General features: G+C 41.0%; 28 protein-coding genes and 1 pseudogene. 24 read left to right on the forward strand and 5 right to left on the reverse strand.

Annotation, left to right across the window (positions count from 1 at the left end; genetic code table 11):
- The first annotated feature begins 131 nt into the window (after positions 1-131).
- The 12 genes from spoIIM (at position 132) to A6755_RS11085 (ending at position 10,972) form a co-directional block, all read left to right on the forward strand.
- Positions 132-779, forward strand: a complete 648-nt coding sequence (spoIIM, locus tag A6755_RS11030) for a stage II sporulation protein M (protein WP_063590667.1) — start codon at positions 132-134, stop codon at positions 777-779.
- Positions 780-898: 119 nt separating this feature from the next.
- On the forward strand, positions 899-1,348 hold the full coding sequence (gene fur, locus A6755_RS11035) for a ferric iron uptake transcriptional regulator (protein WP_034311309.1): 450 nt from the start codon (positions 899-901) through the stop codon (positions 1,346-1,348).
- Between the two features lie 166 nt (positions 1,349-1,514).
- Positions 1,515-1,742, forward strand: a complete 228-nt coding sequence (locus tag A6755_RS11040; protein ID WP_034308153.1) for a YqzK family protein — start codon at positions 1,515-1,517, stop codon at positions 1,740-1,742.
- Positions 1,743-1,747: 5 nt separating this feature from the next.
- Entirely contained in the window at positions 1,748-2,641 is an 894-nt protein-coding gene (gene xerD / locus A6755_RS11045; RefSeq protein ID WP_034308151.1) for a site-specific tyrosine recombinase XerD, read from the forward strand.
- Between the two features lie 295 nt (positions 2,642-2,936).
- On the forward strand, positions 2,937-4,139 hold the full coding sequence (deoB, locus tag A6755_RS11050; RefSeq protein WP_034308148.1) for a phosphopentomutase: 1,203 nt from the start codon (positions 2,937-2,939) through the stop codon (positions 4,137-4,139).
- Positions 4,140-4,952, forward strand: a complete 813-nt coding sequence (locus A6755_RS11055; protein ID WP_063590668.1) for a purine-nucleoside phosphorylase — start codon at positions 4,140-4,142, stop codon at positions 4,950-4,952.
- 66 nt (positions 4,953-5,018) lie between these two features.
- Positions 5,019-6,323 (forward strand): pyrimidine-nucleoside phosphorylase, encoded by a 1,305-nt coding sequence (locus A6755_RS11060; protein ID WP_048680161.1) that lies wholly within the window; start codon positions 5,019-5,021, stop codon positions 6,321-6,323.
- 205 nt (positions 6,324-6,528) lie between these two features.
- Positions 6,529-7,695 (forward strand): D-alanyl-D-alanine carboxypeptidase family protein, encoded by a 1,167-nt coding sequence (locus tag A6755_RS11065; RefSeq protein ID WP_063590669.1) that lies wholly within the window; start codon positions 6,529-6,531, stop codon positions 7,693-7,695.
- A gap of 131 nt (positions 7,696-7,826) precedes the next feature.
- On the forward strand, positions 7,827-8,177 hold the full coding sequence (gene spoIIAA, locus A6755_RS11070; RefSeq protein ID WP_034308142.1) for an anti-sigma F factor antagonist: 351 nt from the start codon (positions 7,827-7,829) through the stop codon (positions 8,175-8,177).
- Position 8,178: 1 nt separating this feature from the next.
- The gene (spoIIAB, locus tag A6755_RS11075) at positions 8,179-8,619 is read left to right on the forward strand and encodes an anti-sigma F factor (RefSeq protein ID WP_034308139.1); all 441 of its coding nucleotides are present in this window, start codon (positions 8,179-8,181) and stop codon (positions 8,617-8,619) included.
- A 13-nt stretch (positions 8,620-8,632) separates the two neighbouring features.
- Positions 8,633-9,400 carry an RNA polymerase sporulation sigma factor SigF gene (sigF, locus tag A6755_RS11080; RefSeq protein ID WP_034308137.1) on the forward strand — a complete coding sequence of 256 codons (768 nt, stop codon included), beginning with the start codon at positions 8,633-8,635 and terminating at the stop codon, positions 9,398-9,400.
- A gap of 282 nt (positions 9,401-9,682) precedes the next feature.
- Entirely contained in the window at positions 9,683-10,972 is a 1,290-nt protein-coding gene (locus A6755_RS11085) for an NCS2 family permease (RefSeq protein WP_034311306.1), read from the forward strand.
- Between the two features lie 151 nt (positions 10,973-11,123).
- On the opposite strand, the pseudogene A6755_RS11090 reads toward A6755_RS11085, so the two are convergent.
- A pseudogene (locus A6755_RS11090) lies at positions 11,124-11,312 on the reverse strand (transposase); the annotation flags it as partial.
- Positions 11,312-11,437: a hypothetical protein gene (locus A6755_RS27925; RefSeq protein ID WP_283866039.1), complete on the reverse strand. Its 126-nt coding sequence runs from the start codon at positions 11,435-11,437 to the stop codon at positions 11,312-11,314. The pseudogene A6755_RS11090 and the gene A6755_RS27925, both read right to left, overlap by 1 nt.
- A gap of 410 nt (positions 11,438-11,847) precedes the next feature.
- Between A6755_RS27925 and A6755_RS11100 the strand changes: the two genes are divergently transcribed.
- From A6755_RS11100 to lysA, 5 genes are all read left to right on the forward strand, one after another.
- Positions 11,848-12,465, forward strand: a complete 618-nt coding sequence (locus A6755_RS11100) for a stage V sporulation protein AA (protein ID WP_063590672.1) — start codon at positions 11,848-11,850, stop codon at positions 12,463-12,465.
- Positions 12,455-12,877, forward strand: a complete 423-nt coding sequence (locus tag A6755_RS11105) for a stage V sporulation protein AB (protein WP_034308131.1) — start codon at positions 12,455-12,457, stop codon at positions 12,875-12,877. The genes A6755_RS11100 and A6755_RS11105 overlap by 11 nt, the downstream gene beginning before the upstream one ends.
- A gap of 43 nt (positions 12,878-12,920) precedes the next feature.
- Positions 12,921-13,526 (forward strand): stage V sporulation protein SpoVABEA, encoded by a 606-nt coding sequence (spoVAEA, locus tag A6755_RS11110; RefSeq protein WP_063590673.1) that lies wholly within the window; start codon positions 12,921-12,923, stop codon positions 13,524-13,526.
- Positions 13,507-14,973: a spore germination protein gene (locus A6755_RS11115; RefSeq protein ID WP_376708678.1), complete on the forward strand. Its 1,467-nt coding sequence runs from the start codon at positions 13,507-13,509 to the stop codon at positions 14,971-14,973. The genes spoVAEA and A6755_RS11115 overlap by 20 nt, the downstream gene beginning before the upstream one ends.
- A 271-nt stretch (positions 14,974-15,244) precedes the next feature.
- Positions 15,245-16,573: a diaminopimelate decarboxylase gene (lysA, locus tag A6755_RS11120; protein WP_063590675.1), complete on the forward strand. Its 1,329-nt coding sequence runs from the start codon at positions 15,245-15,247 to the stop codon at positions 16,571-16,573.
- Between the two features lie 335 nt (positions 16,574-16,908).
- Here lysA and A6755_RS11125 read toward each other — a convergent pair whose 3' ends face one another.
- Complete coding sequence (locus tag A6755_RS11125; RefSeq protein WP_034311302.1) at positions 16,909-17,769, reverse strand: DUF1002 domain-containing protein; 861 nt, start codon at positions 17,767-17,769, stop codon at positions 16,909-16,911.
- Positions 17,770-18,355: 586 nt separating this feature from the next.
- Between A6755_RS11125 and A6755_RS11130 the strand changes: the two genes are divergently transcribed.
- Positions 18,356-18,700 carry a GNAT family N-acetyltransferase gene (locus A6755_RS11130; RefSeq protein WP_034308124.1) on the forward strand — a complete coding sequence of 115 codons (345 nt, stop codon included), beginning with the start codon at positions 18,356-18,358 and terminating at the stop codon, positions 18,698-18,700.
- Between the two features lie 28 nt (positions 18,701-18,728).
- Here the strand turns inward: A6755_RS11130 and A6755_RS11135 are convergent, their stop codons facing one another.
- Entirely contained in the window at positions 18,729-19,265 is a 537-nt protein-coding gene (locus tag A6755_RS11135) for a DUF309 domain-containing protein (protein WP_063590676.1), read from the reverse strand.
- 165 nt (positions 19,266-19,430) lie between these two features.
- Complete coding sequence (locus A6755_RS26000) at positions 19,431-19,523, reverse strand: YjcZ family sporulation protein (protein ID WP_072273196.1); 93 nt, start codon at positions 19,521-19,523, stop codon at positions 19,431-19,433.
- Positions 19,524-19,738: 215 nt separating this feature from the next.
- Between A6755_RS26000 and A6755_RS11140 the strand changes: the two genes are divergently transcribed.
- From A6755_RS11140 to ahpC, 6 genes are all read left to right on the forward strand, one after another.
- Positions 19,739-20,506: a segregation/condensation protein A gene (locus tag A6755_RS11140; RefSeq protein ID WP_063590677.1), complete on the forward strand. Its 768-nt coding sequence runs from the start codon at positions 19,739-19,741 to the stop codon at positions 20,504-20,506.
- Complete coding sequence (scpB, locus tag A6755_RS11145) at positions 20,493-21,074, forward strand: SMC-Scp complex subunit ScpB (protein WP_063590678.1); 582 nt, start codon at positions 20,493-20,495, stop codon at positions 21,072-21,074. The genes A6755_RS11140 and scpB overlap by 14 nt, the downstream gene beginning before the upstream one ends.
- 55 nt (positions 21,075-21,129) lie before the next feature.
- A complete protein-coding gene (locus A6755_RS11150) occupies positions 21,130-21,546 on the forward strand; it encodes a hypothetical protein (protein ID WP_034308118.1) in 417 nt (138 codons plus the stop codon).
- A 22-nt stretch (positions 21,547-21,568) separates the two neighbouring features.
- A complete protein-coding gene (locus A6755_RS11155; RefSeq protein ID WP_034308117.1) occupies positions 21,569-22,057 on the forward strand; it encodes a YpuI family protein in 489 nt (162 codons plus the stop codon).
- Positions 22,058-22,178: 121 nt separating this feature from the next.
- A complete protein-coding gene (locus A6755_RS11160; RefSeq protein WP_063590679.1) occupies positions 22,179-23,054 on the forward strand; it encodes a superoxide dismutase in 876 nt (291 codons plus the stop codon).
- A gap of 443 nt (positions 23,055-23,497) precedes the next feature.
- Complete coding sequence (ahpC, locus tag A6755_RS11165; protein ID WP_034308115.1) at positions 23,498-24,061, forward strand: alkyl hydroperoxide reductase subunit C; 564 nt, start codon at positions 23,498-23,500, stop codon at positions 24,059-24,061.
- Positions 24,062-24,128: the final 67 nt, after the last annotated feature.

Genomic DNA, 24,128 nt, shown 5'->3' on the forward strand with positions numbered 1-24,128 from the left:
TCCATCTCATTGATGTGGAAAATTATAACATAAATTAGGTTCAATGTATTCGGCTGAAGGGGAAAGTTTTCTTAGCATAAATGAAAGAGTGAAAACATAGATTCTAGTAAGCGGAGTTGGGAGGATGAAAGATGAAAAGAAAATCTGTCGTACAAAATGCCGTAATGAAACATATTAACGAACATTCCTCATTATATGTCTTTATCACTGTGCTTTTTTTGATGGGTGTCATTTTTGGGGCAATATTGGTGAATAGTTTGAGCTTTACCCAAAAGGAAGACTTGTTCTATTATTTATCGCAATTTTTCGGACAAGTATCCAAAGGTGAATTTGCATCTTCGCATGATATGTTCAGCCAAAGTATTATGCATAATATAAAATATATCGGGGTCATCTGGATTCTCGGAATATCGGTCATCGGTTTGCCTGTCATCCTGGTTTTGTTATTTATAAAAGGGATGGTCGTTGGATTCACGGTAGGCTTTTTAGTCAATCAAATGGGATGGAGCGGGTTCTTATTATCGTTTGTCGCTATTCTTCCCCAAAATATATTCATCGTCCCGATATTCATCGTAATAACCGTCCTTGCCGTTTCACTATCCATGAAAATGATCAGCCGGATTTTCCTTAAGCAGGTTCGTGAACCGCTGAAGCCGATAATTTCACGGTATATTTTCTCATTGGTTTTGTCAGGGTTATTCTTGATTACGGCTGCTGCATTTGAAGCGTACCTATCCCCTTCTTTAATGAAAAATGTCGTAAGTTTATTGGGTCATTGATGGAAATATACCGTTCCCGCAAATTTTTTTATCATTAACAAGAAATCTATTTTGACAGTTTTCCCTCTTTTGATATAATGGATAAGATAGCGGCGCGGGAGGGAATATTAGGTATGGAAATAGAAAACAGAATTGATAGGATAAAAAAGCAGTTACACTCGTCCAGCTACAAATTAACGCCTCAGCGAGAAGCGACCGTCCGCGTTTTACTTGAGCATGAAGAGGATCATTTAAGCGCAGAAGACGTTTACCTCCTTGTCAAAGAAAAGTCGCCGGAAATTGGATTGGCAACAGTTTACCGTACGCTAGAGTTGCTGACTGAATTGAAAATAGTAGATAAAATTAACTTTGGAGACGGGGTTTCCCGTTATGATTTAAGACAAGAAGGAGCTGCGCATTTCCATCATCATCTTGTTTGTGTGGAATGTGGTGCGGTAGATGAAATCCAGGAAGACCTACTTGAAGACGTAGAAGACATTGTGGAACGCGACTGGAACTTCAAGATAAAAGACCATAGATTAACCTTTCATGGCATTTGTCATCGATGTCATGACAAAGAAGAAAATTAAGGTGAATGAAGTCGGACCTTTTCCATTTAATGGAGAAGGTTTTCTGCATTTTAATAGCTGGTTTTCTCAAGTAAGAGCTGTTTTTGTTTTCTCCTTTCCGAAATACGTATAAAACTTGTCCTGTTGGGCATAGATTGATACAAAGGGTCGAATGGGAGGGGAAAGGATGAAAACATCATTATCGCTTATTTTGCACACGGCTAAAGTGATGATTCTCTTTGTTAGCTTCACTGTTCTTTTTTATATAGGAATGGTATGGTTAAATCAGGAATATCAAAGTTATCATCGTTATGATGAACCGAAAGGCATGGCTGTAAAAGTATCGAAGGCTGTTGATACGGGTGATGATGCATGGCTTGAACGCCTAATGTTGTTTTATTTAAACGGGGAGTAATGAATATGGAGAATCAAATTAGGGATTTCATTCATTTTTTAACCATTGAAAAAGGACTTGCCAAGAATACGCTCGTTTCGTATGAGCGTGACTTAAGATCATATTGGAGCTTTCTGAAAGATGTTGAAACCATTGAAGATTGGAATGATTCGCGGCGGGTGAACATCCTGCATTTTCTCGTGCAGTTAAAGGATCAAGGGAAATCATCGAAGACGGTGGCGCGTCATATAGCTTCCATTCGGTCTTTTCATCAATTTCTTCTAAGGGAAAGAGTAACAAATCAGGATCCGTCCATACATATAGAAACGCCAAAACCGGAACGAAGCCTTCCAAAGGTATTAAGCATGGAAGAGGTTGAAGCACTATTGGAAGCCCCGAAGAAAATGGATGAATTCGGATTACGCGATAAGGCAATGCTCGAACTGATGTATGCGACGGGTATGCGTGTCAGTGAGTTGATATCCATGGATGTGAGTGATGTCCATGCATCGATGGGTTTTGTCCGTTGTGTAGGGAAAGGAAATAAAGAGAGGATCATTCCGATTGGACAAACTGCATTGGGTGCGATTGAACATTATTTGGAAAGTTCCCGGGGGAAAATGGCCAGCCCCAAGCACAGGACAGATTCACTTTTTTTGAATCATCATGGAAACAGGCTGACAAGGCAGGGATTTTGGAAGATTCTAAAAAAACTTGTAAAATCGGCACAAATTGAAAAAGAAATTACACCACATACACTGAGACATTCTTTCGCGACACATCTATTGATGAATGGGGCTGATTTACGTGCCGTCCAAGAAATGCTTGGTCATGCGGATATTTCGACAACTCAAATTTATACACATATTACGAACGTACGGATTAAGGATGTCTATTCAAAATTCCATCCGCGAGCTTAGAGGATTAATAGAATGATAGAAAGGTTGTGAATTTAACTGCAAGGCAGTTGAAGGAGCAGCCTTTTCTGTGTCGGCGAGACGGCTATACGGATGCTGATGATTCTAACGGACATCTTATGGCACTTTGTTTCATTCCGAAATATATTATTTGTCTCCATCATGGTAATCGTTTACAATGTAGAGAGGTCAGACTTCTGACGTTCTTGCGATTTCATTTAAATGAAGAGTAACTGAGCAGAATAAGGGTATTATAGAGAGTATAAAAAGTGATTTACTATTTTAGGAGGAATGACTCATGAAAGGGAATTCAGCATTTAAACGAATATTTGTAATAGTTATGGATTCAGTTGGGATTGGCGAAGCACCTGATGCAGATTTATTCGGCGATAAAGGTGCGGATACACTCGGCCATATCGCAGAAAAAATGAACGGATTGAACATGCCGACTCTCGCAAAATTGGGTTTAGGCAATATCCGTGACATCAAGGGAATTGAAAAAGCTCAGCAACCTCTCGCATACTATACGAAAATGAAGGAAGCCTCTACAGGAAAAGATACGATGACTGGACATTGGGAAATCATGGGGTTGAATATATCGACTCCATTCCGTGTATTTCCGGATGGTTTCCCGGAATTATTAGTCAATGAACTCGAGGCGAAAATGGGTCGGGGAATTATTGGGAATGTCCCGGCAAGCGGCACGGAAATCATTGAGAGGCTTGGCGAGGAACATATGAAAACGGGTGCGCTGATTGTATATACATCAGCTGATTCCGTATTACAGATTGCTGCACATGAAGATATCGTCCCGATAGACGAATTATACAAGATTTGTGAAATTGCCCGTGAAGTGACAATGGCTGATGAGTTCAAGGTTGGACGCGTTATTGCCAGACCGTTCACTGGTGAACCAGGCAACTTCAAAAGAACGCCTAACCGTCATGATTATGCATTGAAACCGTTTGACCGGACAGTAATGGATGAATTGAAAGATTCTGGATATGATGTCCTTGCAATCGGGAAGATCTCGGATATCTTTGATGGGGAAGGTGTCACTGAATCATTAAGGACCGTATCCAATATGGATGGAATGGATAAATTAATCCAAACGGTAGAACAGGATTTCAAAGGGTTAAGTTTCCTTAATCTAGTCGACTTCGATGCTTTATACGGTCACCGCCGCGACCCAGAGGGATACGGAAAGGCATTGGAAGAATTCGATGCCCGGATGCCTGAAGTCCTTGATAAATTGAAAGAGGATGATTTATTGATCATCACTGCCGATCACGGGAATGATCCGGTCCATGAAGGAACCGATCACACACGTGAATATGTACCATTGTTAGTCTATTCCAAACGATTTACAGAAGGTGCCGAACTCCCGATAAGAGATACATTTGCTGATATAGGGGCGACGGTCGCTGCTAATTTTGATGTGAAAATGCCTGCCTTCGGAAAAAATATATTGGGCGATCTAAATTTAGGGGAGAATAAATAGATGTTTAATAAAATAGAGACTGCTGCGTCATTCATAAAAAGTAAAATTGAAGGCTCTCCGGAGATAGGACTGATTCTTGGTTCCGGACTTGGAGTATTGGCGGATGAAATTGAAAATCCGATAACGATTCCTTACCACGAAATCCCGGAATTCCCGGTATCGACTGTTGAAGGACACGCTGGACAGCTTGTCATTGGACAATTAAGTGGCAAAAATGTTGTCGCGATGCAAGGACGTTTCCACTTTTATGAGGGTTACTCCATGGAAAAGGTCACTTTCCCTGTCCGTGTAATGAAACTTCTTGGTGTTGAACAGTTAATCGTAACGAATGCTGCCGGAAGCGTTAATGAAAGCTATCAACCAGGTGACTTGATGCTCATTACGGATCATATTAATTTAATGGGGACAAACCCATTGATTGGTCCTAATGAAGAGCGTTTCGGCCCTAGATTCCCTGATATGTCGGAAGCTTATAATAAAGACCTTCGGACGCAAGCAAAAAAAATAGCAGCTTCACTAGGATTGGATATTAAAGAAGGTGTCTATATCGGTAATACAGGACCGACCTATGAGACACCGGCAGAAGTGAAAATGGCAAGGATCCTTGGCGGGGATGCAGTTGGTATGTCGACAGTCCCGGAAGTTATCGTAGCAAGGCATAGCGGAATGAAGGTGCTCGGAATCTCCTGCCTTACCAATATGGCCGCAGGCATTCTGGATCAGCCTTTGTCACATGAAGAGGTAATTGAAACGACTGAAAAAGTGAAAAGCAGTTTTCTTGAATTTGTTAAGCAAATCGTTAAAGACATATAAAACGAACCAAAAAAATATAAGTACACCTAAAGAAAATCGGTGTCTTTAAAAAGTGGGGATTCTAATATGAGAATGGTAGATTTAATCGAGAAAAAGCGTGATGGAAAGGCTCTTACTACAGAAGAAATACAGTTCATCATCAATGGGTTTACCGATGGATCGATTCCGGATTACCAAATGAGCGCTTGGTCAATGGCTGTTTATTTTAAAGGCATGAATGAGCAGGAACGTGCTGATCTAACCATGGCAATGGTCGAATCGGGAGATCAAATTGATTTATCGATGATTGAAGGAATTAAGGTCGATAAACATTCAACAGGCGGTGTGGGTGATACCACAACTCTAGTGCTTGGACCATTGGTTGCTGCTGTTGGTGTTCCAGTGGCAAAGATGTCAGGACGCGGTCTTGGCCATACAGGAGGGACGATCGATAAGTTGGAGTCTGTAAAAGGATTTCATGTCGAAATAGAAAATGACGAGTTCATCAGACTTGTCAATAAAAATAAGATAGCTGTCATTGGGCAAAGTGGTAACCTTACTCCGGCCGACAAAAAATTATATGCATTGCGCGATGTTACGGGTACCGTTAACAGTATCGGTTTGATTGCTGGCTCGATCATGAGTAAGAAAATCGCCGCTGGTGCTGATGCAATCGTACTTGATGTTAAAACGGGAGCGGGCGCTTTCATGAAAACTCTCGAAGATTCCGAAGAATTGGCGCATGCAATGGTTAGCATCGGAAACAATGTGGGACGAAACACGATGGCTGTCATTTCCGATATGAGCCAACCGTTGGGTTACGCTATCGGAAATGCTTTAGAAGTGAAGGAAGCCATCGATACACTTAAAGGAGAGGGACCGGAAGATTTAACGGAACTTTCTTTAACACTGGGAAGCCATATGGTATACCTTGCCAAAAAGGCAAGCTCGCTGGAAGAAGCAAGAACCTTGCTGGAAAATGCGATCAAGGATGGTTCTGCACTTAACTCATTCAAGATTTTCCTGGAAGCACAGGGAGGCGATGGTTCGGTTGTAGATCAGCCGGAAAAACTACCGCAGGCTGCTCATACTTTTGAGCTGGAAGCGAAAGAGGACGGATATGTATCGGAAATCATCGCTGATGAAGTAGGAACGGCAGCCATGCTGTTAGGCGCCGGGCGGGCGACAAAAGAATCAGAGATTGATTTGGCCGTCGGACTGGTACTTCGTAAAAAAATCGGGGAAACCGTGGCAAAAGGTGAATCACTTGTGACGATTTACAGCAATTTCGAAGATGTTTCAAAGGTGAAAGAAAAATTGTATGAAAGCATTGCGATTTCCAAAGAGAAAATAGAAAAACCTACATTGATCTATAAAGAGATCATGGAATAAACATTTCCCAAAAAAGGCCGCGCTTTTGAGCGGCCTTTTTACGTTTATCCATTGAATAATTAAAAGAGGATGCCCATGCGCATCCTCTTTTAATTTGGTTCACATTGTTACCCTATATCCAGTATATGTTCAAAATTCATCTTTATTTGTATAAAAATGGGTTTAATGGAAAAAATAAAAAATATAAAGATTGGAGGGTATGGAGATGAAGCGGATTCTTTCTGTATTTTTAACCGTTTTGGTAGCATTGGGTTTTAACATCCCGCATACAAAAGCAGCTGAAGAAAAAGGAGTCGAATTGGCGGCAAATGCTAAATCCGCTATTTTGATTGAACGGGATACAGGTACTGTTCTCTATGATAAAAATGCAGACGATCGCCTTTCACCGGCAAGCATGACGAAAATCATGACGATGCTGCTGATCATGGAAGCGATCGATAAAGGCGAACTCAGCATGAAGGAGAAAATCAGGACTAGTGAGTATGCAGCGTCGATGGGCGGTTCCCAAATCTTCCTCGAGCCAGGTGAAGAAATGACCACGGAACAAATGCTTAAAGGCATCTCGATTGGTTCGGCGAATGATGCATCGGTGGCTATGGCTGAACGTCTAGCTGGATCGGAAGAAGAGTTTGTCAGGGAAATGAACAAAAAGGCGAAAGACCTCGGGTTGAAAAATACAAAGTTCCAAAACGCAACAGGACTTCCTGTTAAAGATCATTACAGTTCAGCACATGATATGTCGATCATGGCGAAGGAATTATTGAAATACGATACGATTACAAGGTTCACGGGTACATATGAAGATTATCTCCGTGAAAATACCGAAAAGAAATTTTGGCTTGTCAACACAAATAGGTTAGTGAAATTTTATCCTGGGGTCGATGGACTGAAAACAGGATTCACAAATGAAGCGAAATATTGTTTGACAGCGACTGCCAAAAAAGGGAATATGCGTGTCGTTGCCGTCGTTTTCGGAGCCGTTTCTCCAAAGGAACGAAACGCTCAGGTTACCAAGATGTTAGATTATGCATTTTCACAATACATCACATATCCTATTTATAAACGCGGTGAGGTGTTAGGTGAAGCCAAGGTAAGTAAAGGGCAAAAGAAAACCGTGGTGGGCGTCACAAGTGAACCTATTTCAGTTTTGACAGCCAAAAACGGAACGGCAAAGGACTTTACAAAAAAAATCACGCTTGATAAAGATTTGGATGCCCCGATTAAAAAAGGTGATGAAATTGGTACGCTTGAATTGAAGAAAAACGGTAAGGTATATATCGAATCTCCAATTGTTGCGAAGGAAACTGTTGATAATGCCAGCTGGTGGCAATTGTATAAACGGGCTTTCGGCATGTTTACCCAGGCGAAATAGAATAAATTGTCGCATTGCCTGTTAATCGTACTAATTTAGGCGAAACTCCACTAGTTTTGCTAGTAAGGAGGAATCGGCAGGTGAAAAAGAGAATTTGACTCTTTATAAGACAGTGAAGGAGGCTGTATATAATGAGTCTTACGATTAATATGGAGGCGAAAAATCGCGTATTGTGCATTCGTCTCAAAGGTGATTTAGATCATCATACAGCAGAAAAACTGAAAAATCAGGCAGAGGCAGCCATTCAAAAGCATAATATCAAGCATATCATCCTCAACATGGAAGAATTGGATTTTATGGACAGTTCAGGGCTCGGAGTTATTTTGGGCCGTTATAAGCAGGTAAACAAAAAGCAAGGTGAAATGGTGGTCTGTGCAATTTCTCCAGCAGTAAAGCGGTTATTTGAGATGTCAGGGTTGTTTAAAATTGTTAAAATGGAACTATCCGAAAAAAACGCTTTGCAAAGACTGGGGGTTGCCTAATATGAAAAATAAAATGGAAACGAAATTTTCTGCACTTAGCCAAAATGAATCTTTTGCCAGGGTAACTGTTGCGGCATTCATTGCCCAATTGGACCCGACGATGGATGAATTGACAGAGATCAAGACTGTCGTGTCAGAAGCCGTTACGAATTCGATCATCCATGGGTATGAGAGTGACCCGGAAGGTTGGGTCTACATTTCAGTGGTCATCGAAGGCGATACTGTGGAATTGACCATCCGGGATGAAGGACTGGGCATTGAAGACGTCGAGGAGGCTAAACAGCCGTTATTTACGACAAAACCCGAACTTGAACGTTCCGGTATGGGATTCACCATCATGGAAAACTTCATGGATGAAATCAATATAATTTCCCATAAGGGCGAAGGCACGATCATTCGATTAAAAAAGCACTTAACTACAAGCAGAGCTTTGTGCAATTAAGGGAGACTTGCATATGGATGTGGAGGTTAAAAACGAGAAGAGCAAGAAAGGCCAGCCCCATTTAAAAGATGAGGAATTGCGGAATTTAATCCAACGCAGCCAGAGCGGTGACCAAGATGCGAGGAATCTGATTGTCAATAGCAATCTGAGGCTTGTATGGTCAGTAGTGCAAAGATTCCTCAATCGAGGTTACGAACCGGATGACCTTTATCAAATAGGCTGTATAGGTCTGTTGAAGTCCGTGGATAAATTTGACTTATCGTTTGAAGTGAAATTCTCAACGTATGCTGTGCCTATGATCATTGGTGAAATCCAACGTTTTATCCGTGATGACGGAACGGTTAAAGTAAGCCGGTCATTAAAGGAAATGGCGAATAAAATTCGCAGGGCCAAAGAGGAACTTTCAAAGACGTATGGCCGCGTTCCTACTGTCAATGAATTGGCGGAACATCTAGAGCTTTCGCCAGAGGAAATCATCATGGCCCAAGAAGCTAGCAGGAGCCCTTCATCGATCCATGAAACGGTTTACGAAAATGATGGAGATCCGATTACTCTTCTTGACCAGATTGCCGACCATAATGAAACATCCTGGTTCGATCAAATCGCTTTGAAAGAAGCCATACATGAATTGAATGAACGTGAAAGGCTGATTGTTTTCCTGAGGTATTATAAAGATCAGACGCAATCGGAAGTGGCGGCAAGGCTTGGTATTTCCCAAGTTCAGGTATCAAGGCTGGAGAAGAAGATTCTTCAGCAAATGAAAAACCACATGAATCAGTGATTCATGTGGTTTTTTTTTATTGAGCTGAAAATAAATACTGATTTTAGGAAAAAGTAAAAGTGATTTAAGATGAAACTAGGGATGGGGTCGGATTTTTAGTTGAATTTAGGGATAAAAACGAATATTATAGTAAAGGTCGCGTTTCTCATTCGTTTTTTTATCTTTCTTTCAATGAATAATGAACAGGAAAAACGTCGATGCATTACAATATTAGGACACCTTGTCTTTTCGTGCAAACGGTTGTCGGTGATTCCTTTAGATCTGGAGGTCTAAAATATGTTTATGGAAAAGTTTTTCTCCCTGAAAGAAAATGGGACGGATGTCCGTACAGAAGTCATGGCGGGTGTTACGACATTTTTAACTATGGTTTATATCCTTATTGTGAATCCGGCATTATTGTCTTCAATCGGAATTCCATTTGAACAAGTTTTCATGGCAACGGTCATATCAGCGGTGATTGGTACCCTAATCATGGGGCTCGTTGCAAAATACCCGATTGCGATAGCACCAGGGATGGGCTTGAATGCTTATTTTGCCAGCGTGGTGGGGGCACAGGGCCTTTCATACCAGACCGTATTCGGTACGGTTTTCATTGCTGGTTTGCTATTTCTATTAATTAGCGTGACTAGCTTGCGTAAAATGATAATTGATGCGATTCCTGACTCATTAAAATACGGCATTACATCCGGAATTGGTTTATTCATTGCGTTTATCGGATTGAAAAATGCTGGAATCGTAGTGCCAAATGAATCAACGATGGTGACGCTTGGCGATTTACATCAGCCAGGAACCGTCTTAGCGTTAGCAGGCTTATTCATTACCTTGATTTTTATGGCCCGTAATATAAAAGGGGCCATTTTCATTGGCATGATCGTTACGGCAATCATTGGCTACTTTATCGGTTTGCTCAACTTCGATGGGGTCTTATCTGTACCTCCAACACCGGTATTTTTCGATATCGATATCGCTGGGGTCTTCACGAATTCTTTATATTCAATTGTCTTCGCCTTTTTACTTGTGACGATCTTCGATACGACAGGCACCTTGATTGGCGTGACAGAACAGGCAGGACTAACGAAGGATGGGAAAATCCCTCGTGCCAAGAAAGCCTTTTTAGGTGATGCGATTGCGACTACAGTCGGCTCGATGTTTGGTACAAGCCCATCGACTGCCTATGTGGAATCGAGTACTGGAGTGGCTGCAGGCGGACGTACGGGATTAACCGCAACTGTCGTGGCCATCTTGTTTGCTGTATCGATTTTCTTTTCTCCATTGATATCGGCAATTTCTTCCGTTCAGGCAATCACAGCACCCGTTTTGATCATCGTGGGATGTTTCATGATGGAAGGTCTGGCTAAAGTCAATTGGAAAATTTTTGATGAGGCATTTCCGGCATTTGCGATCATTTTAACGATGCCGCTTACTTCAAGTATATCTACAGGGATTGCAATTGGGTTCATCACATATCCCCTAATGAAGGTATTCAGCGGAAAAGGGAAATCGGTACATCCGCTCATTTATATTTTTGGATTGATATTTTTGGTTCAGCTGATTTTCTTCCCCACTCATTAATAGTTGAATGTAAACCAAAAAGACATCTCTGCCATTGCAGGTGTTTCAGTTTGTAGGCAAAAGGGGTTCGGAATTATTCCGAACCCCTTTTAAAATTCCCTTTGAAATTTTGACCAAAGGTTAAGAGATTTGGGCTCTTCGAGTCACTATGTTACAGGATTTTAGGACCTTGCCATGTCCACGTGGCCATCTTTTTTAAATTAATGGCAGCGAAAGTAAGCATCGCTTGCATCAACAATTTTTTAAGTCCCCTTAAAGTTATCCAACGCATACAATGCTTTTCTTTTGCATCTGCGAATACATGCTCAATCGTTTCTTTACGTTTCCCATACAAAGGTTTTACATCTTGATGATGACTGGATCAATGGAAGCCTCCATTTTACGAACCAAATGGTTCGCCGGCACCAGTTGATCTAAAGTAATCATTTCAACTTGATCTCGTTGAAGATGATGTTTCGAAAGCATCCTCATCACCTCAAATTTTAATAGATCTATTTTAAAACAAAAAAGACTGTAGGCAAAAGGAGTACTATCCAAATTTTTAAACATGTTGATTGGAGCGGGTGTGCGAGACTCCTGCGGGAATAGCGAGTCCAAGGGAGACCCCACCGGCGCGAATGCGCCGATGGCGGACCGCCCGCGGAAAGCGAGTGCCCTACGTTCCAATCAACGTCCAAGTTTGTACAAGCAAAAAAACTGTAGTCAAACTCGTTTTTAATCGAATTTGTTTACAGTTTGAGACATGCTGTCTTGCAGCGTGTCTTTTTTTGGTTTCAAATTAGTAATATTTGGACATGGTTCACTTCCTGCATTTTCAAACTGCTTCCAATCCATACTACTAGCATAAGGAAATAAAAGGTCGGGATGTGATGATAATGGCAGTTGTATATATCAGGATGAGGAACCGTGTACAAGCAAAGGGAAATCAAACGGTGAGGATAAAAGATATTGCAAGGATAATCGGACCTGAAGAAGTGATTACCAAAATTGAAGAAATCATATTATTAACGGTCAAGAAGGAAGATAAGAATATTATTGTCATTGATTTAGCTCAAGTTATCATGGCCATCCGCAAGGTGGATCCGACTATTGAAGTGGAAACATTCGGCCCTTCCCAAACGATCATCGAAGTCATCCTCTCGAAAAAGAAAATGTCATACCTGACATTCGCTTTAGTTTGGTTTTTGTTATTTGTCGGCGGCGGGATGACGATCATGAATTTTCATGTGGATGTCAGCATGGGGGAAGTGCATCAAAAAATCTTTACTATAATAACGGGAAAAGTGGAAGATAAGCCGTTATTGATCCAAATCCCATATAGCTTCGGCCTTGGTATGGGCATGATTCTATTTTTTAATCATTTCTTTAAAAAACGCTTCAATGAGGAACCTAGTCCGCTCGAGGTTGAAATGTTCAACTATCAGCAGGATTTGGACCGTTATGTAATCATGAATGAAAATAAGGAAAACGTGCGCCACCTTGATGACCGGTAAAATCATCTTCGGAATCTTTGTCGGTTTAGCCGGGGGGTTTGCAACAGGTGCCGGTTTTGTAGCGTTTTTAACTGTACTTGGGGTGATTCCAAGACTGACTCAGCTGACAAAAACAATGAAAATGATACATTACTATGAAGGAGCCATCATTGCCGGAGTTGTCGCAGGAACATGGTTAGGATTACAGGAAACGGAACTTTCACTTCCGCATTTTCTTTTAATTCCGATCGGGTTGGCTGACGGGATATTTAATGGGATGCTTGCGGCTGCCTTAACTGAAGTCCTGAATGTATTTCCAGTTCTTTCAAAACGAATCGGAATTCAAGAGAAGATCATTTATTTGTTAATGGCACTCGTATTGGGGAAAATAGCCGGATCATTATTCCAATGGATTTATTTTGTCGACTTATAAGTGTAAGAGGTAACTATTCCTGATGATGAAAGGTAGGCCCAAGATGGTGACCAAACGAAAAGTGATATTGATTACGGATGGAGATGAGTATGCAAAACGGGCTGTCGAGCATGTAGCCAAGGAAATAGGGGGAAGATGTATCTCCATGTCCCAAGGTAATCCATCACGATATACGGGCTTGGAGTTAGTTGAATTAATAAAAAAGGCGAAGTATGACCCTGTATTGGTCATGTTTGATGATAGCGGTTTTATAGGAGAAGGATCAGGCGAACAGGCAATGAAGGTAGTTGCCGGACACCCTGATATTGATGTCCTTGGCGTGATAGCGGTCGCTTCAAAGACTAGAAGGGAAGAGTGGACCAAGGTGGATATCTGTATTGACCGTGATGGTAATTTGACACCGAACGGGGTTGATAAATACGGCGCCGAGGAATTTGAGCTGGGCAAGATAACAGGAGATACGGTGTATTGCATCGATCAATTACATGTTCCCATAGTAGTTGGGGTAGGGGATATCGGAAAAATGTCCCATCAGGACGATTTTAAAAGAGGAGCACCGATAACGAAGCTAGCGGTGGAAATCATATTGGAAAGGAGTGGTCATGATGACTTCAGAGAAACCTCAAAACATGATGCCGATTCCGAGTAGGGTAGCGGAAGTTGACGCATACATGGAAGAGAAAGTAGGTCTAGGCGTCAGCTTTGACTTAGGAGTAAGAAAGATAAAGGTTTTAAGAAAAGATGTACATCTTTACTATATAAATGGGCTGACGGATACGGAGTACATCATTGATATCCTCGATTCCCTCATTCATAACAAAAATGCCGATATCGTGTCTACTAAAGTTTTTGATGTAGTCAAAGACTTGCTCGTACACCAATCCGTTCAGGAAATAAAGACGATGGATGAGCTTGTTGATCAGGTATTATCCGGTTTAATCGTCGTTGTTGTTGATGGTAAACCAATAGGGCTGGTCGTGGATGTCAGGAGTTATCCCGGGAGACAGCCAGTAGAACCCGATACCGAAAAAGTCGTCCGTGGATCAAGGGATGGTTTTGTCGAGAATATCATCATAAACACGGCGATAACCAGACGAAGAATCCGGGATGAAAGATTACGTTTCGAAATGCTGCATGTGGGGGAACGATCGAAATCGGATATATCCATCGGCTACATTAAAGATATTGCCGATCCGGATTTAATAGAAATCGTTCGTAAGGAATTGAATAATATTGAGGTTGATGGTATAACGATGTCTGATAAAACGATCGAAGAGTTCATCGTAAAGCAAAGGTATAACCCATACCCGCTTGTCAGATATACGGAACGGGCTGATGTGGCGGCAACGCATTTGCTTGAGGGCCATGTCCTTATTTATGTGGATACCTCACCGAGTGTCATCATTACCCCGTCCACCCTTTTCCATCACATGCAACACGCCGAGGAGTATCGGCAGGCACCTGCCGTCGGGACCTTGGTGCGCTGGGTCCGTTTTCTCGGGATTTTCGTTTCGTTATTCTTGCTGCCGATTTGGTTATTGTTTTGTTTAGAGCCTTCCCTCCTGCCGGAAAAGTTCGAGTTTATCGGGCCGAATGAAAAAACGCATATACCCATTGTTGTCCAAATCTTCATTTCCGATATAGGGATAGAATTTTTAAGGATGGCAGCCGTTCATACCCCGACCCCGCTTTCCACGGCAATGGGCTTGGTTGCGGCGGTTTTGATAGGGCAAATAGCGATAGATGTTGGCCTATTTGTTCCTGAGGTGGTTCTTTACGCTTCCGTAGCGACAATAGGTACATTTGTCACTCCAAGTTTAGAACTAGGGGTTGCGAATAAAATTACCCGTTTAGCACTGATAGTCTTGGTCGCATTATTTAAAGTGCCTGGCTTAGTCATAGGCATCACACTCTATTTGATCATGCTCACTAGTATAAAAACATTAAATACACCTTATTTATGGCCGCTTCTCCCGTTTCAGCCGAAGGCCTTGTCACATATAATATTTAGAAGACCTTATCCAGGTTCTATAGAACGTCCAAGCATTGTACATCCCCAGGATCTATATAGGCAGCCAAGAAAATCTAAAGGTTGATGTTGTCGAAAAGTTGTGGTAATTTATTTTTATTCGGATAAAGCGATAAAGTTGGGCTTAACAAAGAGATAAAGCTACTATGACTCTTTGGAGTTTAAACCAATCTGTCTTTCCCTTCGAACTACTAAGCAGTCATAGATAACAATATTTACATGGGATAATTGATTCGGATGAGGCTGGATTATATAGAAGACCCTTTACAGCAGGTTTTCTTTATTTGAGGCTGCCTCATTTCTTATTAATAGTTTTAAGTCAGGAAGGTGAGGCTATCATGCATTTGTACGGAACCGGCGGTGTCAATGAACGTGGACATCTGGAGATTGGCGGAGTGGACACGATCGAATTGATCGAACAATTTGGTACACCATTATATGTTTATGATGTAGAGCTAATTCGCGAACGGGCGAGGGGGTTCAAGAGAACTTTTGAGGAATTGGGGGTTTCAGCACAAGTTGCTTACGCAAGTAAGGCCTTTTCTTCGATTGCCATGATCCAGTTGGCTGAGCAAGAGGGACTGTCTCTCGATGTTGTCTCAGCGGGGGAATTATATACGGCAATTAAGGCAAATTTCCCAACAGAACGGATTCACTTCCATGGAAATAACAAAAGTGAAGAAGAGCTACATATGGCTTTGGATCATGACATTGGCTGTATAGTAGTCGATAATTTTTCAGAGTTGACACTGTTGGAAGAAATTTGTACAAACCGTGAACAAAAGGTGAAAATCCTTCTTCGTGTAACACCGGGTATTGAAGCCCATACGCATGATTATATTTTGACAGGGCAAGAAGATTCGAAATTTGGTTTTGATCTTATTAATGGCCAGGCAGAAGCTGCCCTTCGACAAGCGATTCATAGTGAGTTTCTGGAAGTTCTTGGATTACACTGCCATATCGGCTCCCAAATCTTTCAAACGACCGGTTTCCTTCTGGCAGCCCAAAAAATTATCGGCAAGCTGAGTGATTGGCACGATTCGGTAGGGTTTCAACCACAGGTATTGAATCTCGGAGGGGGATTCGGGATTCGGTATACACAAGAGGACGACCCGCTACCGGCGTCTCAATATGTTGAGGAGATCGTTAGGGAAGTGCAGAACCTGATTGCTGATTCTGATTTAGTGATGCCTGAAATCTGGATCGAACCTGGCCGTTCATTGGTAGGAGACGCCGGTGTGACACTGTACAAGGTGGGTTCTGAAAAGGAAGTTCCTAATGTCCGTAAATATATTGCCGTGGATGGGGGCATGAGTGATAATATACGTCCCGCTCTTTACGAAGCTAAATATGATGCCATTCTTGCAAACCGGCCGCTCGACCCTGTGGAAGAGACAGTGTCCATTGCCGGCAAATGCTGTGAAAGCGGAGATATGTTGATTTGGGATTTACCATTGCCGAAAGCCGGACGCGGTGATGTCTTGGCGGTATTTTGTACAGGGGCATATGGATATTCCATGTCGAATAATTACAATCGCATTCCGAGACCGGCTGTCGTCTTTGCCGAAAAGGGAGAAGCCCGGTTGGTCATCAAACGCGAAACTTACGAAGATCTTATTCATTTGGACTTGGCCCTTCATGAAGCGGCAGTCGTCAATAAAGAATAGAAAAAAGGATGGCATTTGCCATCCTTTCAGTTTATAAATAAAGGGCTTTGGAAAACGTAACTTTGCTCAAATGATGTTCCCGAACCAAATAACCAATAGCAATACCTTCAAGACCTCAGGAATTAATTAGAACGGAAGGGACGAGACTCCTGGGGGAAAAGCGCGTCAAAGGGAGACCCCGCAGGCGAGCGCCGAGGGCGGACCGCCCGCGGAAAGCGAGTACCTGCAGTGGAACTCAACGGTCAAATTGTACAGGCAATAAAAATAGACAAACTCGATTTTCGAGTTTGTCTACGTCTGAAAGGATGGCATTGGCCATCCTTTTTTTATTTGAATCAGCTGAAAAGTGATTTGATTGCGTCTATTAAACTACTGAACACTTCTTTCAATTTATCCAGAAATGATTGACCCTCTTCGGATTCAAGAAAATTGGAAAGTTTATCTTTAGCTGCAGTCAGCTGATCACCGACAGCGTTCCAATCAATATTCAATTCTTTTAGCTTATTGAATAAATCAATTAAACTTTGTACTTGATCTTCATTTAAGGCGATTCCAAGGTCTTTTGCTGAAGACTCGACAACCTCGCGGACCTCTTCAGTATTGGCTGGTGGATTTGCAGCCATTTCCTCTTTGATTTTCGTAACAAGTGCAGAGGCTTCTTCCGTACCGATTTCGTCACCCAATTTTGCTGTTTTCACCATTTCTTCATTCGCTGCCTGTTTTACATCTTCAGGAATCTTCTTGTCGGCAGATATTTCATAGGCTTTAATGACTCCTGTCAAAGCCGCTGTACCGGAAACGGGTATAGGTGCGGTGACATAAACGGTAGCATCTTTTACTCCTGCAGTAGCCAGTGCATTGATATACATTTCATCGGAAACCCAGTTAATGTTTTTCGACTCAAGTTTAAGACCGGTACCTTTTTCCTCCAAAGTAATCGCAGAGGATGAAATCGCTTTTGTACCGATTAGACGGCTAGCGATATAGTCTCCTAAGTATTCATGTTCCTCCGCATTTGTAACGGTTAAAACCTCAACATCATTTGGTGCTTTCATTTCTGATAAAATCATATTTTTTTGTTCATTTGTCAAATTCTCACCAAGTGTGACGATCATTTCACCAACAGCTGCATCTGCAAAAGCCTTATATGGCAATAATAGACATAATAAAATGGTTACAATGACCCATTTATTCATTTTTTTCATGATAATCCTCCTTAACTTTCCTGCTGAATTGGGAATCTTTCAATAAAAGGGCGGCACTTTAAATCAGATTCATAGTATTTGACGAAACAAAGGCTAAAAAAGATACATATATTCCTGAAAAAAATTTATAGCCAAATAGCTACGTTCATTTAAACGAAGAAGTTGGGTGTATCTTCGACTTTTATACCTAAGATGGCACTCTATGAACCTAGATCACTTTACCAATGTAGTAAAATTGAAGCAAGATTGCAAGGATATTTGTCAGATTGTGTTAAGTTATAGTAGAATGAATTCGTTATTTAAATATTTGGACCATTCATAAAGGGAGTATGGGATGAGGAAAAGTAATAAGACTCTTTTACTTATGATGCTTATTATCGCTTTGATATGGGGAATCGTATACTGGCTGTTTATCGCTTAGCACATAGCCCATTGATAAATCAAGTGCTGAAAGTGATGTTGAAACGAACGGGATTTTTATGTATGATGTAAATGTTATATGTGAGGATTATTATTCAAAGCAAATTAATTGGAAACAGGAAGATAATAAAAACGTTATTTAGTAACGAGGGATATTATGTTGATTAAGTATAAGAAAAGTTATGAGAAGTTTGCCATGGGATTATTATCTTTCATGCCAAATGAAAAAGAGATAAAAACGCTTCGGAATACGATGAAGAATTATGAAACGGATGAAAACCTACAGCTGTTCTTATGGAAAGATGAAGAGATTACGGGCCTGATCGGTATAGAAGTCTCTCCAACCCACATTGAGATACAACATATATCTGTAAATCCATCCTTCCGGAAGCAAGGTATCGGTAAAACGATGGTCAGGGCCATCAAGGAGCAATATCCTGACAAAGAATTAAAAGCAAATGAGTTTACGGAAAGCTTTCTTGACAGGTGTGAAGATTTCTGAATATGAAAGCTTGAATGGAGGATCGCCTTTAAGGGCGGTCCTCCATTCTTGTTTTTCGAAGGGATAGCTGTCGAGCCCTTTCTGAAATGACATCCGAACGGTCTCGCATTAGGTGCTTATCAACTATCGATGTATTGGTCATGTCGCTATCCGCACCCCATATGCATCCTTCTTGCGAACACATGGATTGGCATTTTTCGATCAGTCTTTGATCCGATATTGGCAGATTGATGCTTTTATATGGCTTTTGTGATAACATTCGCTCATGGGTATCCTCGAGCAATTTGAACAGTCGTTCTGGATCGAGTCCCAACTTCAGGAGCTCGGCCTTTTTTAGGTGGAGATTTGCCAAGGCTTTAGACAGGGTCCTTGCAGCCCCTTTTTTGTTTCCCCTGCGATCATGATACAGGGCAACCGCAATCTGAATGAGCCCGACCCAATGAGAGTCACGTTCTTTTGGTGCGGTTTCCTTCCAATATTCTTCAAGGATTTCATGACATTCGAAGTAATCCCTCGTTCCATGGAAATGGACAAGGAAAGAAAGGTAGTCTTCCGCGTAAGTCAATAGGAGCACCCCTTTTGTTTGATGGAATCAACTAAGTATGGCAAAAAGCCATTTTCTTATAGCTTAACATCCGCTATGTATACTCACTAAGTTTAGCATAGAATTTTTTCCTGGAAAATAAAGAAAGCTGATTGCAAGGCAATCAGCTGATTCATCAGTCTCCCATTAACACCAAGAAGCACCGACGATAACTAATAAAATGAACAATACTACAATAAACGCGAATCCGCCGCCGTTTCCAAAACCACCTGCACCCATAATGAGTACCTCCTTTGTTCTGCTATTCTTACATTTCTAGGTTATGTTGGATTTCAGAATGTGATTGGGCACCGACCCATTTGACGGTAATCCCAAATAAAAACTTTTCTATGGACAGTAAATTATTATTTGGATAAAGGGCGGCAATCCACTATACTTGATTAGTAAAAGAAATAGGTCCATATCGGCCAATTAGATTTAAATGAGGTAATTTAATGGGTTATAACATAAAAATTGACGCTTTCGAAGGTCCGATGGATTTACTCCTGCATTTGATCAATCGCCTGGAAATAGACATCTACGATATTCCGATGGCTGATATTACAGATCAATACCTAGGTTACATCCATACGATGCAGCATCTGGAATTGGATGTGGCCAGCGAATACCTGGTGATGGCTGCGACACTGCTTGCCATCAAGAGTAAAATGCTGCTTCCAAAGCATGAAGATGAGCAAATGATTGATGAAGATGGTGAAATATTTGAGGAAGATCCACGGGATGAGCTTGTGGAAAAACTATTAGAATATAAAAAGTATAAAAATGCAGCCGAAGAATTTAAAGGGATGGAAGAAGAAAGAAGCTTGATGTTCACCAAACCCCCAAGTGATCTATCTGTTTATGTTAAAGAAGCGGAAAGTGATAAACAAGAGTTGAATATAAGTCTATATGATATGTTGGGGGCTCTGCAAAAATTGCTGAGAAGGCAAAAAATTCAAAAGCCGCTTTACACGAAAGTAACGAAACAAGAGATATCGATAGAGAAACGAATGGATGAAATCAAGATTGAGTTACAGTCCATTAAAGGGAAGAAAAGTTTTTTTGAACTGTTTTCGATCCCGGTCAAGGAGCATATCGTCATCACTTTCATGGCGGTGCTGGAACTGATGAAACTTAATGAAATCATCGTTGAACAAGAAGGTAATTTTTCTGAAATCATGATTGCTGCTAAGGAAGGTGTAGAACCAGTTGGAAGTTATTAATTGGAAAGGGATTCTTGAGGCATTATTGTTTGCTGCCGGAGATGAAGGGCTCTCTGTCAAACAAATTGCCTCGGTCCTGGAAATTACGGAATATCAAGCAACGGACATCGTTGAAAGTTTAAAGGAAGAATATGTATCGGATGTACGTGGGGTTCAAGTGATCGAAATAGCGGGCGTTTATCAAATGACGACAAAAAAAGAGCACTCGGATTACTTGAAAAGACTAGTCGAAACATCAAGCACTCAAGGCTTATCCCAGGCGGCATTGGAAACACTCGCAATCATTGCTTATAAGCAGCCGATTACTAGAGCTGAAATTGATGAAATACGCGGAGTGAAAACGGAACGCCCCATTCATACACTTGTCACCAAAGTCTTAATTAAAGAGGTCGGACGTGCTGAAGGCTCGGGCCGGGCTTATTTATATGGGACAACAAAAGAGTTTTTGGATTACTTCGGCCTGAATTCCATAGATGAATTACCGCCTCTCGCCGATAATTCGGATGATAGCTTTGAAAGTGGTGAAGCCGATTTGTTTTTTGAAAAATTTCAGCAAACAATCGAATAACATTTTTCTTTGAATTGTGATAATATAGAAAAAAATGAATGCGGGGGGATTGCGGGTGCGAATTGTAGCATGCAATGGATTTGGACTTGAAAAGGAAAAGTCAAATTCACCTGAGGACTTCTTTAATCGATCCGTTATACAATACATAAAGGATGGAGAAGAAAAGACGCTGAATGTACTGTATCTTCGCTATTTTGATGAGATGGTCACTCTTTGGACCCCATATCCCGCCAACCCCCTATTCAAAAGCCCTAACAGAGATATTTATATGGCTGACATCATCGCCATGGTCTGTCTACTCAAAGACCCGGGCCTGGTTAACCGAAAACGAATATATATAAATGCAGAAAAAGAGCTGGCTGGTTATTTCGAAAATATAGATTTTGAAAAATTGGAGAAAGTGTTTATATCTATTGACCAAGCTAAACCATATGATATAGAATCACATGTTGACTATTATATTCAATCTTAATCAATTTGAGGAGGGTTCACGGTTGGGGAATACATTGGTAAAATCTCAGCTTGAGGATGTAAAGGGCTTTTTGGAAACGACAGTGGCTCAACTGGAAGAATTTATAAATGAGACGACCTATTCTAAGCTGCAAGAAGAAAAAAGCGGGGATGAAACCTATTATAAAGGAATCCTTTCAAGTTTAAGAAGAATGCTTGTAAGTTGTGAAGAAGGCTTGGAGGCTTGCCAAATCGTTCTGAAAAATGATGTTTTCAATAAAGCTGCAGCTGAAAAGACGCTTTATAGAGTTTATCATCAATGTATCGAAGAATACTTTTCCCCAAAATCAGATCGGTGGTTTGAGGACAGCAGATCTGCCTATACAGGAAAAAACTCGATTAAATTTCACCAAAGTGTACCTGACAGCATAATATCCATCCTGAAGGCCGTGGAAAGTGGATTCCAGACCATGCGTGAAGAATTGGAGTTTTATGAAACGGATTACCGGACGAAAATGTTGCAGTCAAGATAATGAAACAGCAAGGCTTAATAAGCCTTGCTGTTTTTTTTTAGCTATAAATGGAATCTCCGCTTAATCGATACATAAAATACTTTGATGATTTATGTGCATGGGAATAGGGGGAGGTTGCAAGATGTCTGAGGTAAGAGATTATGCTAAAGAGGTAAGTGATTGGGTTGATGGGGTGATGGAATATCTTGAGAAGATCGATATCACCGATTCGCCGTTGCTGTCAAATATTGAACGGCTTTCCGGGTTGGCAAAGAATATGGATGAGGAAGAAATGGATTATGAGGATATGGTCCTGATTGAAGAAGAGATGGCTCGGGTCTACGAGGAAATTGAAGAACTCGCTAGAGAATTCAATATACAGGAAAGGCAATCAGTGCCGATTGGGAAGCATACGCTACCGCCGTTACCTTATGCCTATGAAGCGTTGGAGCCGACGATCTCAAGGGAAATCATGTATCTGCACCATGATAAGCATCATCAAGCATATGTCGATGGTCTGAATAAAGCGGAAATGATGATGAAAAAAGCGAGAGAATCGAATGATTTTTCCTTGTTGAAACATTGGGAAAAGGAAGCAGCCTTTCATGGATCGGGCCATTATCTCCATACGCTGTTCTGGGAAGTGATGATTCCGGGAGGGGGCGGACAGCCAAGGGGGGATTTACTTAAACAGATTGAGAAGGATTTTGGAAGCTTTGCAGCTTTTAAAAGTCATTTTAGTGAGGCTGCCAAACAAGTAGAAGGTGTTGGCTGGGCGATATTAGTCTGGTCTCCGCGTGCGCGGCGGCTAGAAATACTTCAATCGGAATTGCACATGGTTTTGACCCAGTGGGATACGATCCCAATCCTTGTTCTTGATGTATGGGAACATGCTTATTACCTGCAATATAAAAATAATCGGGCAGGCTATGTGGACAAATGGTGGGACGTTGTAAACTGGCCGAAAATAGCCGTAAGGTTCACCGAAGCGAAAAAGCTTATTTGGAAAAAGCAATAACTGATAAAATATAGAAATGTCTTTGGAGAACCAATTACAACTAAACGGGCCGTCAAGGTTCGTTTTTTTTTGATTGAAATTTCGAAACAAGAATTTTTTAGGGGAAATATGGGAAAGATATGAAGGAGACCTGAAAAATTTTATTAGAAAGCTACTTATGATTCTCATTTGGATATTATAATTAGATTGAAAAGGAGAGGAAATCATCTCACGAAATAATGAGCATGTGTCTTATTTGTATCCTAGAAATAATATTGGAAATGTGTTGAAAATGCTAATTTAAAGTACTAAGGGATTTTAAAAATAATTAATTTATATTAATATAAAAACTGTGACCAATTTGTGAACTTAAAAATTATTAAGGTATATTTATTGACTAGTTTCTATTTAATAATTATTATAAACAGGAGCAGATAAAAAAATAGCTATTGGAGGAATTTATTATGTCATTGATCAATAAACAAGTTGAAGATTTTAAAGTACAAGCTTACCATGCAGGAGAATTCAAAGAAGTTACACTTGAAGATGTTAAAGGGAAATGGGCAGTATTCTTTTTCTACCCAGCTGACTTCTCTTTCGTATGTCCAACTGAATTAGCCGATCTTCAAGATAACTATGAAACATTCAAGGAAATTGGTTGTGAAGTTTACTCAGTTTCAACAGATACTCATTTCAGCCACAAAGGATGGGCTGATGCTACAGATACAATCGGTAAAATCCAATATCCAATGTTAGCTGACCCAGCAAACGTTTTATCCCGTCAATTCGGTGTATTGATCGAAGAAGATGGATTGGCTTTACGTGGAACTTTCATTGTAAATCCAGAAGGACAAATTAAAGCATACGAAGTCAATGATTTAGGAATTGGCCGTAATGCCGAAGAACTTGTAAGAAAAGTTCAAGCTGCACAATTCGTAGCGGAACATGGAGATAAAGTTTGCCCTGCAAAATGGACTCCAGGTGAAGATACTCTTGAACCAAGCCTAGACCTTGTAGGTAAACTTTAATTTTTAATGGGAGGGTCCATTTCTACAGGTAATGGACATACCCAGCATTGATTACGATTACTGGACA

The organism is Peribacillus frigoritolerans, assembly GCF_001636405.1.
Classification (GTDB): Bacteria; Bacillota; Bacilli; order Bacillales; family DSM-1321; genus Peribacillus; species Peribacillus frigoritolerans.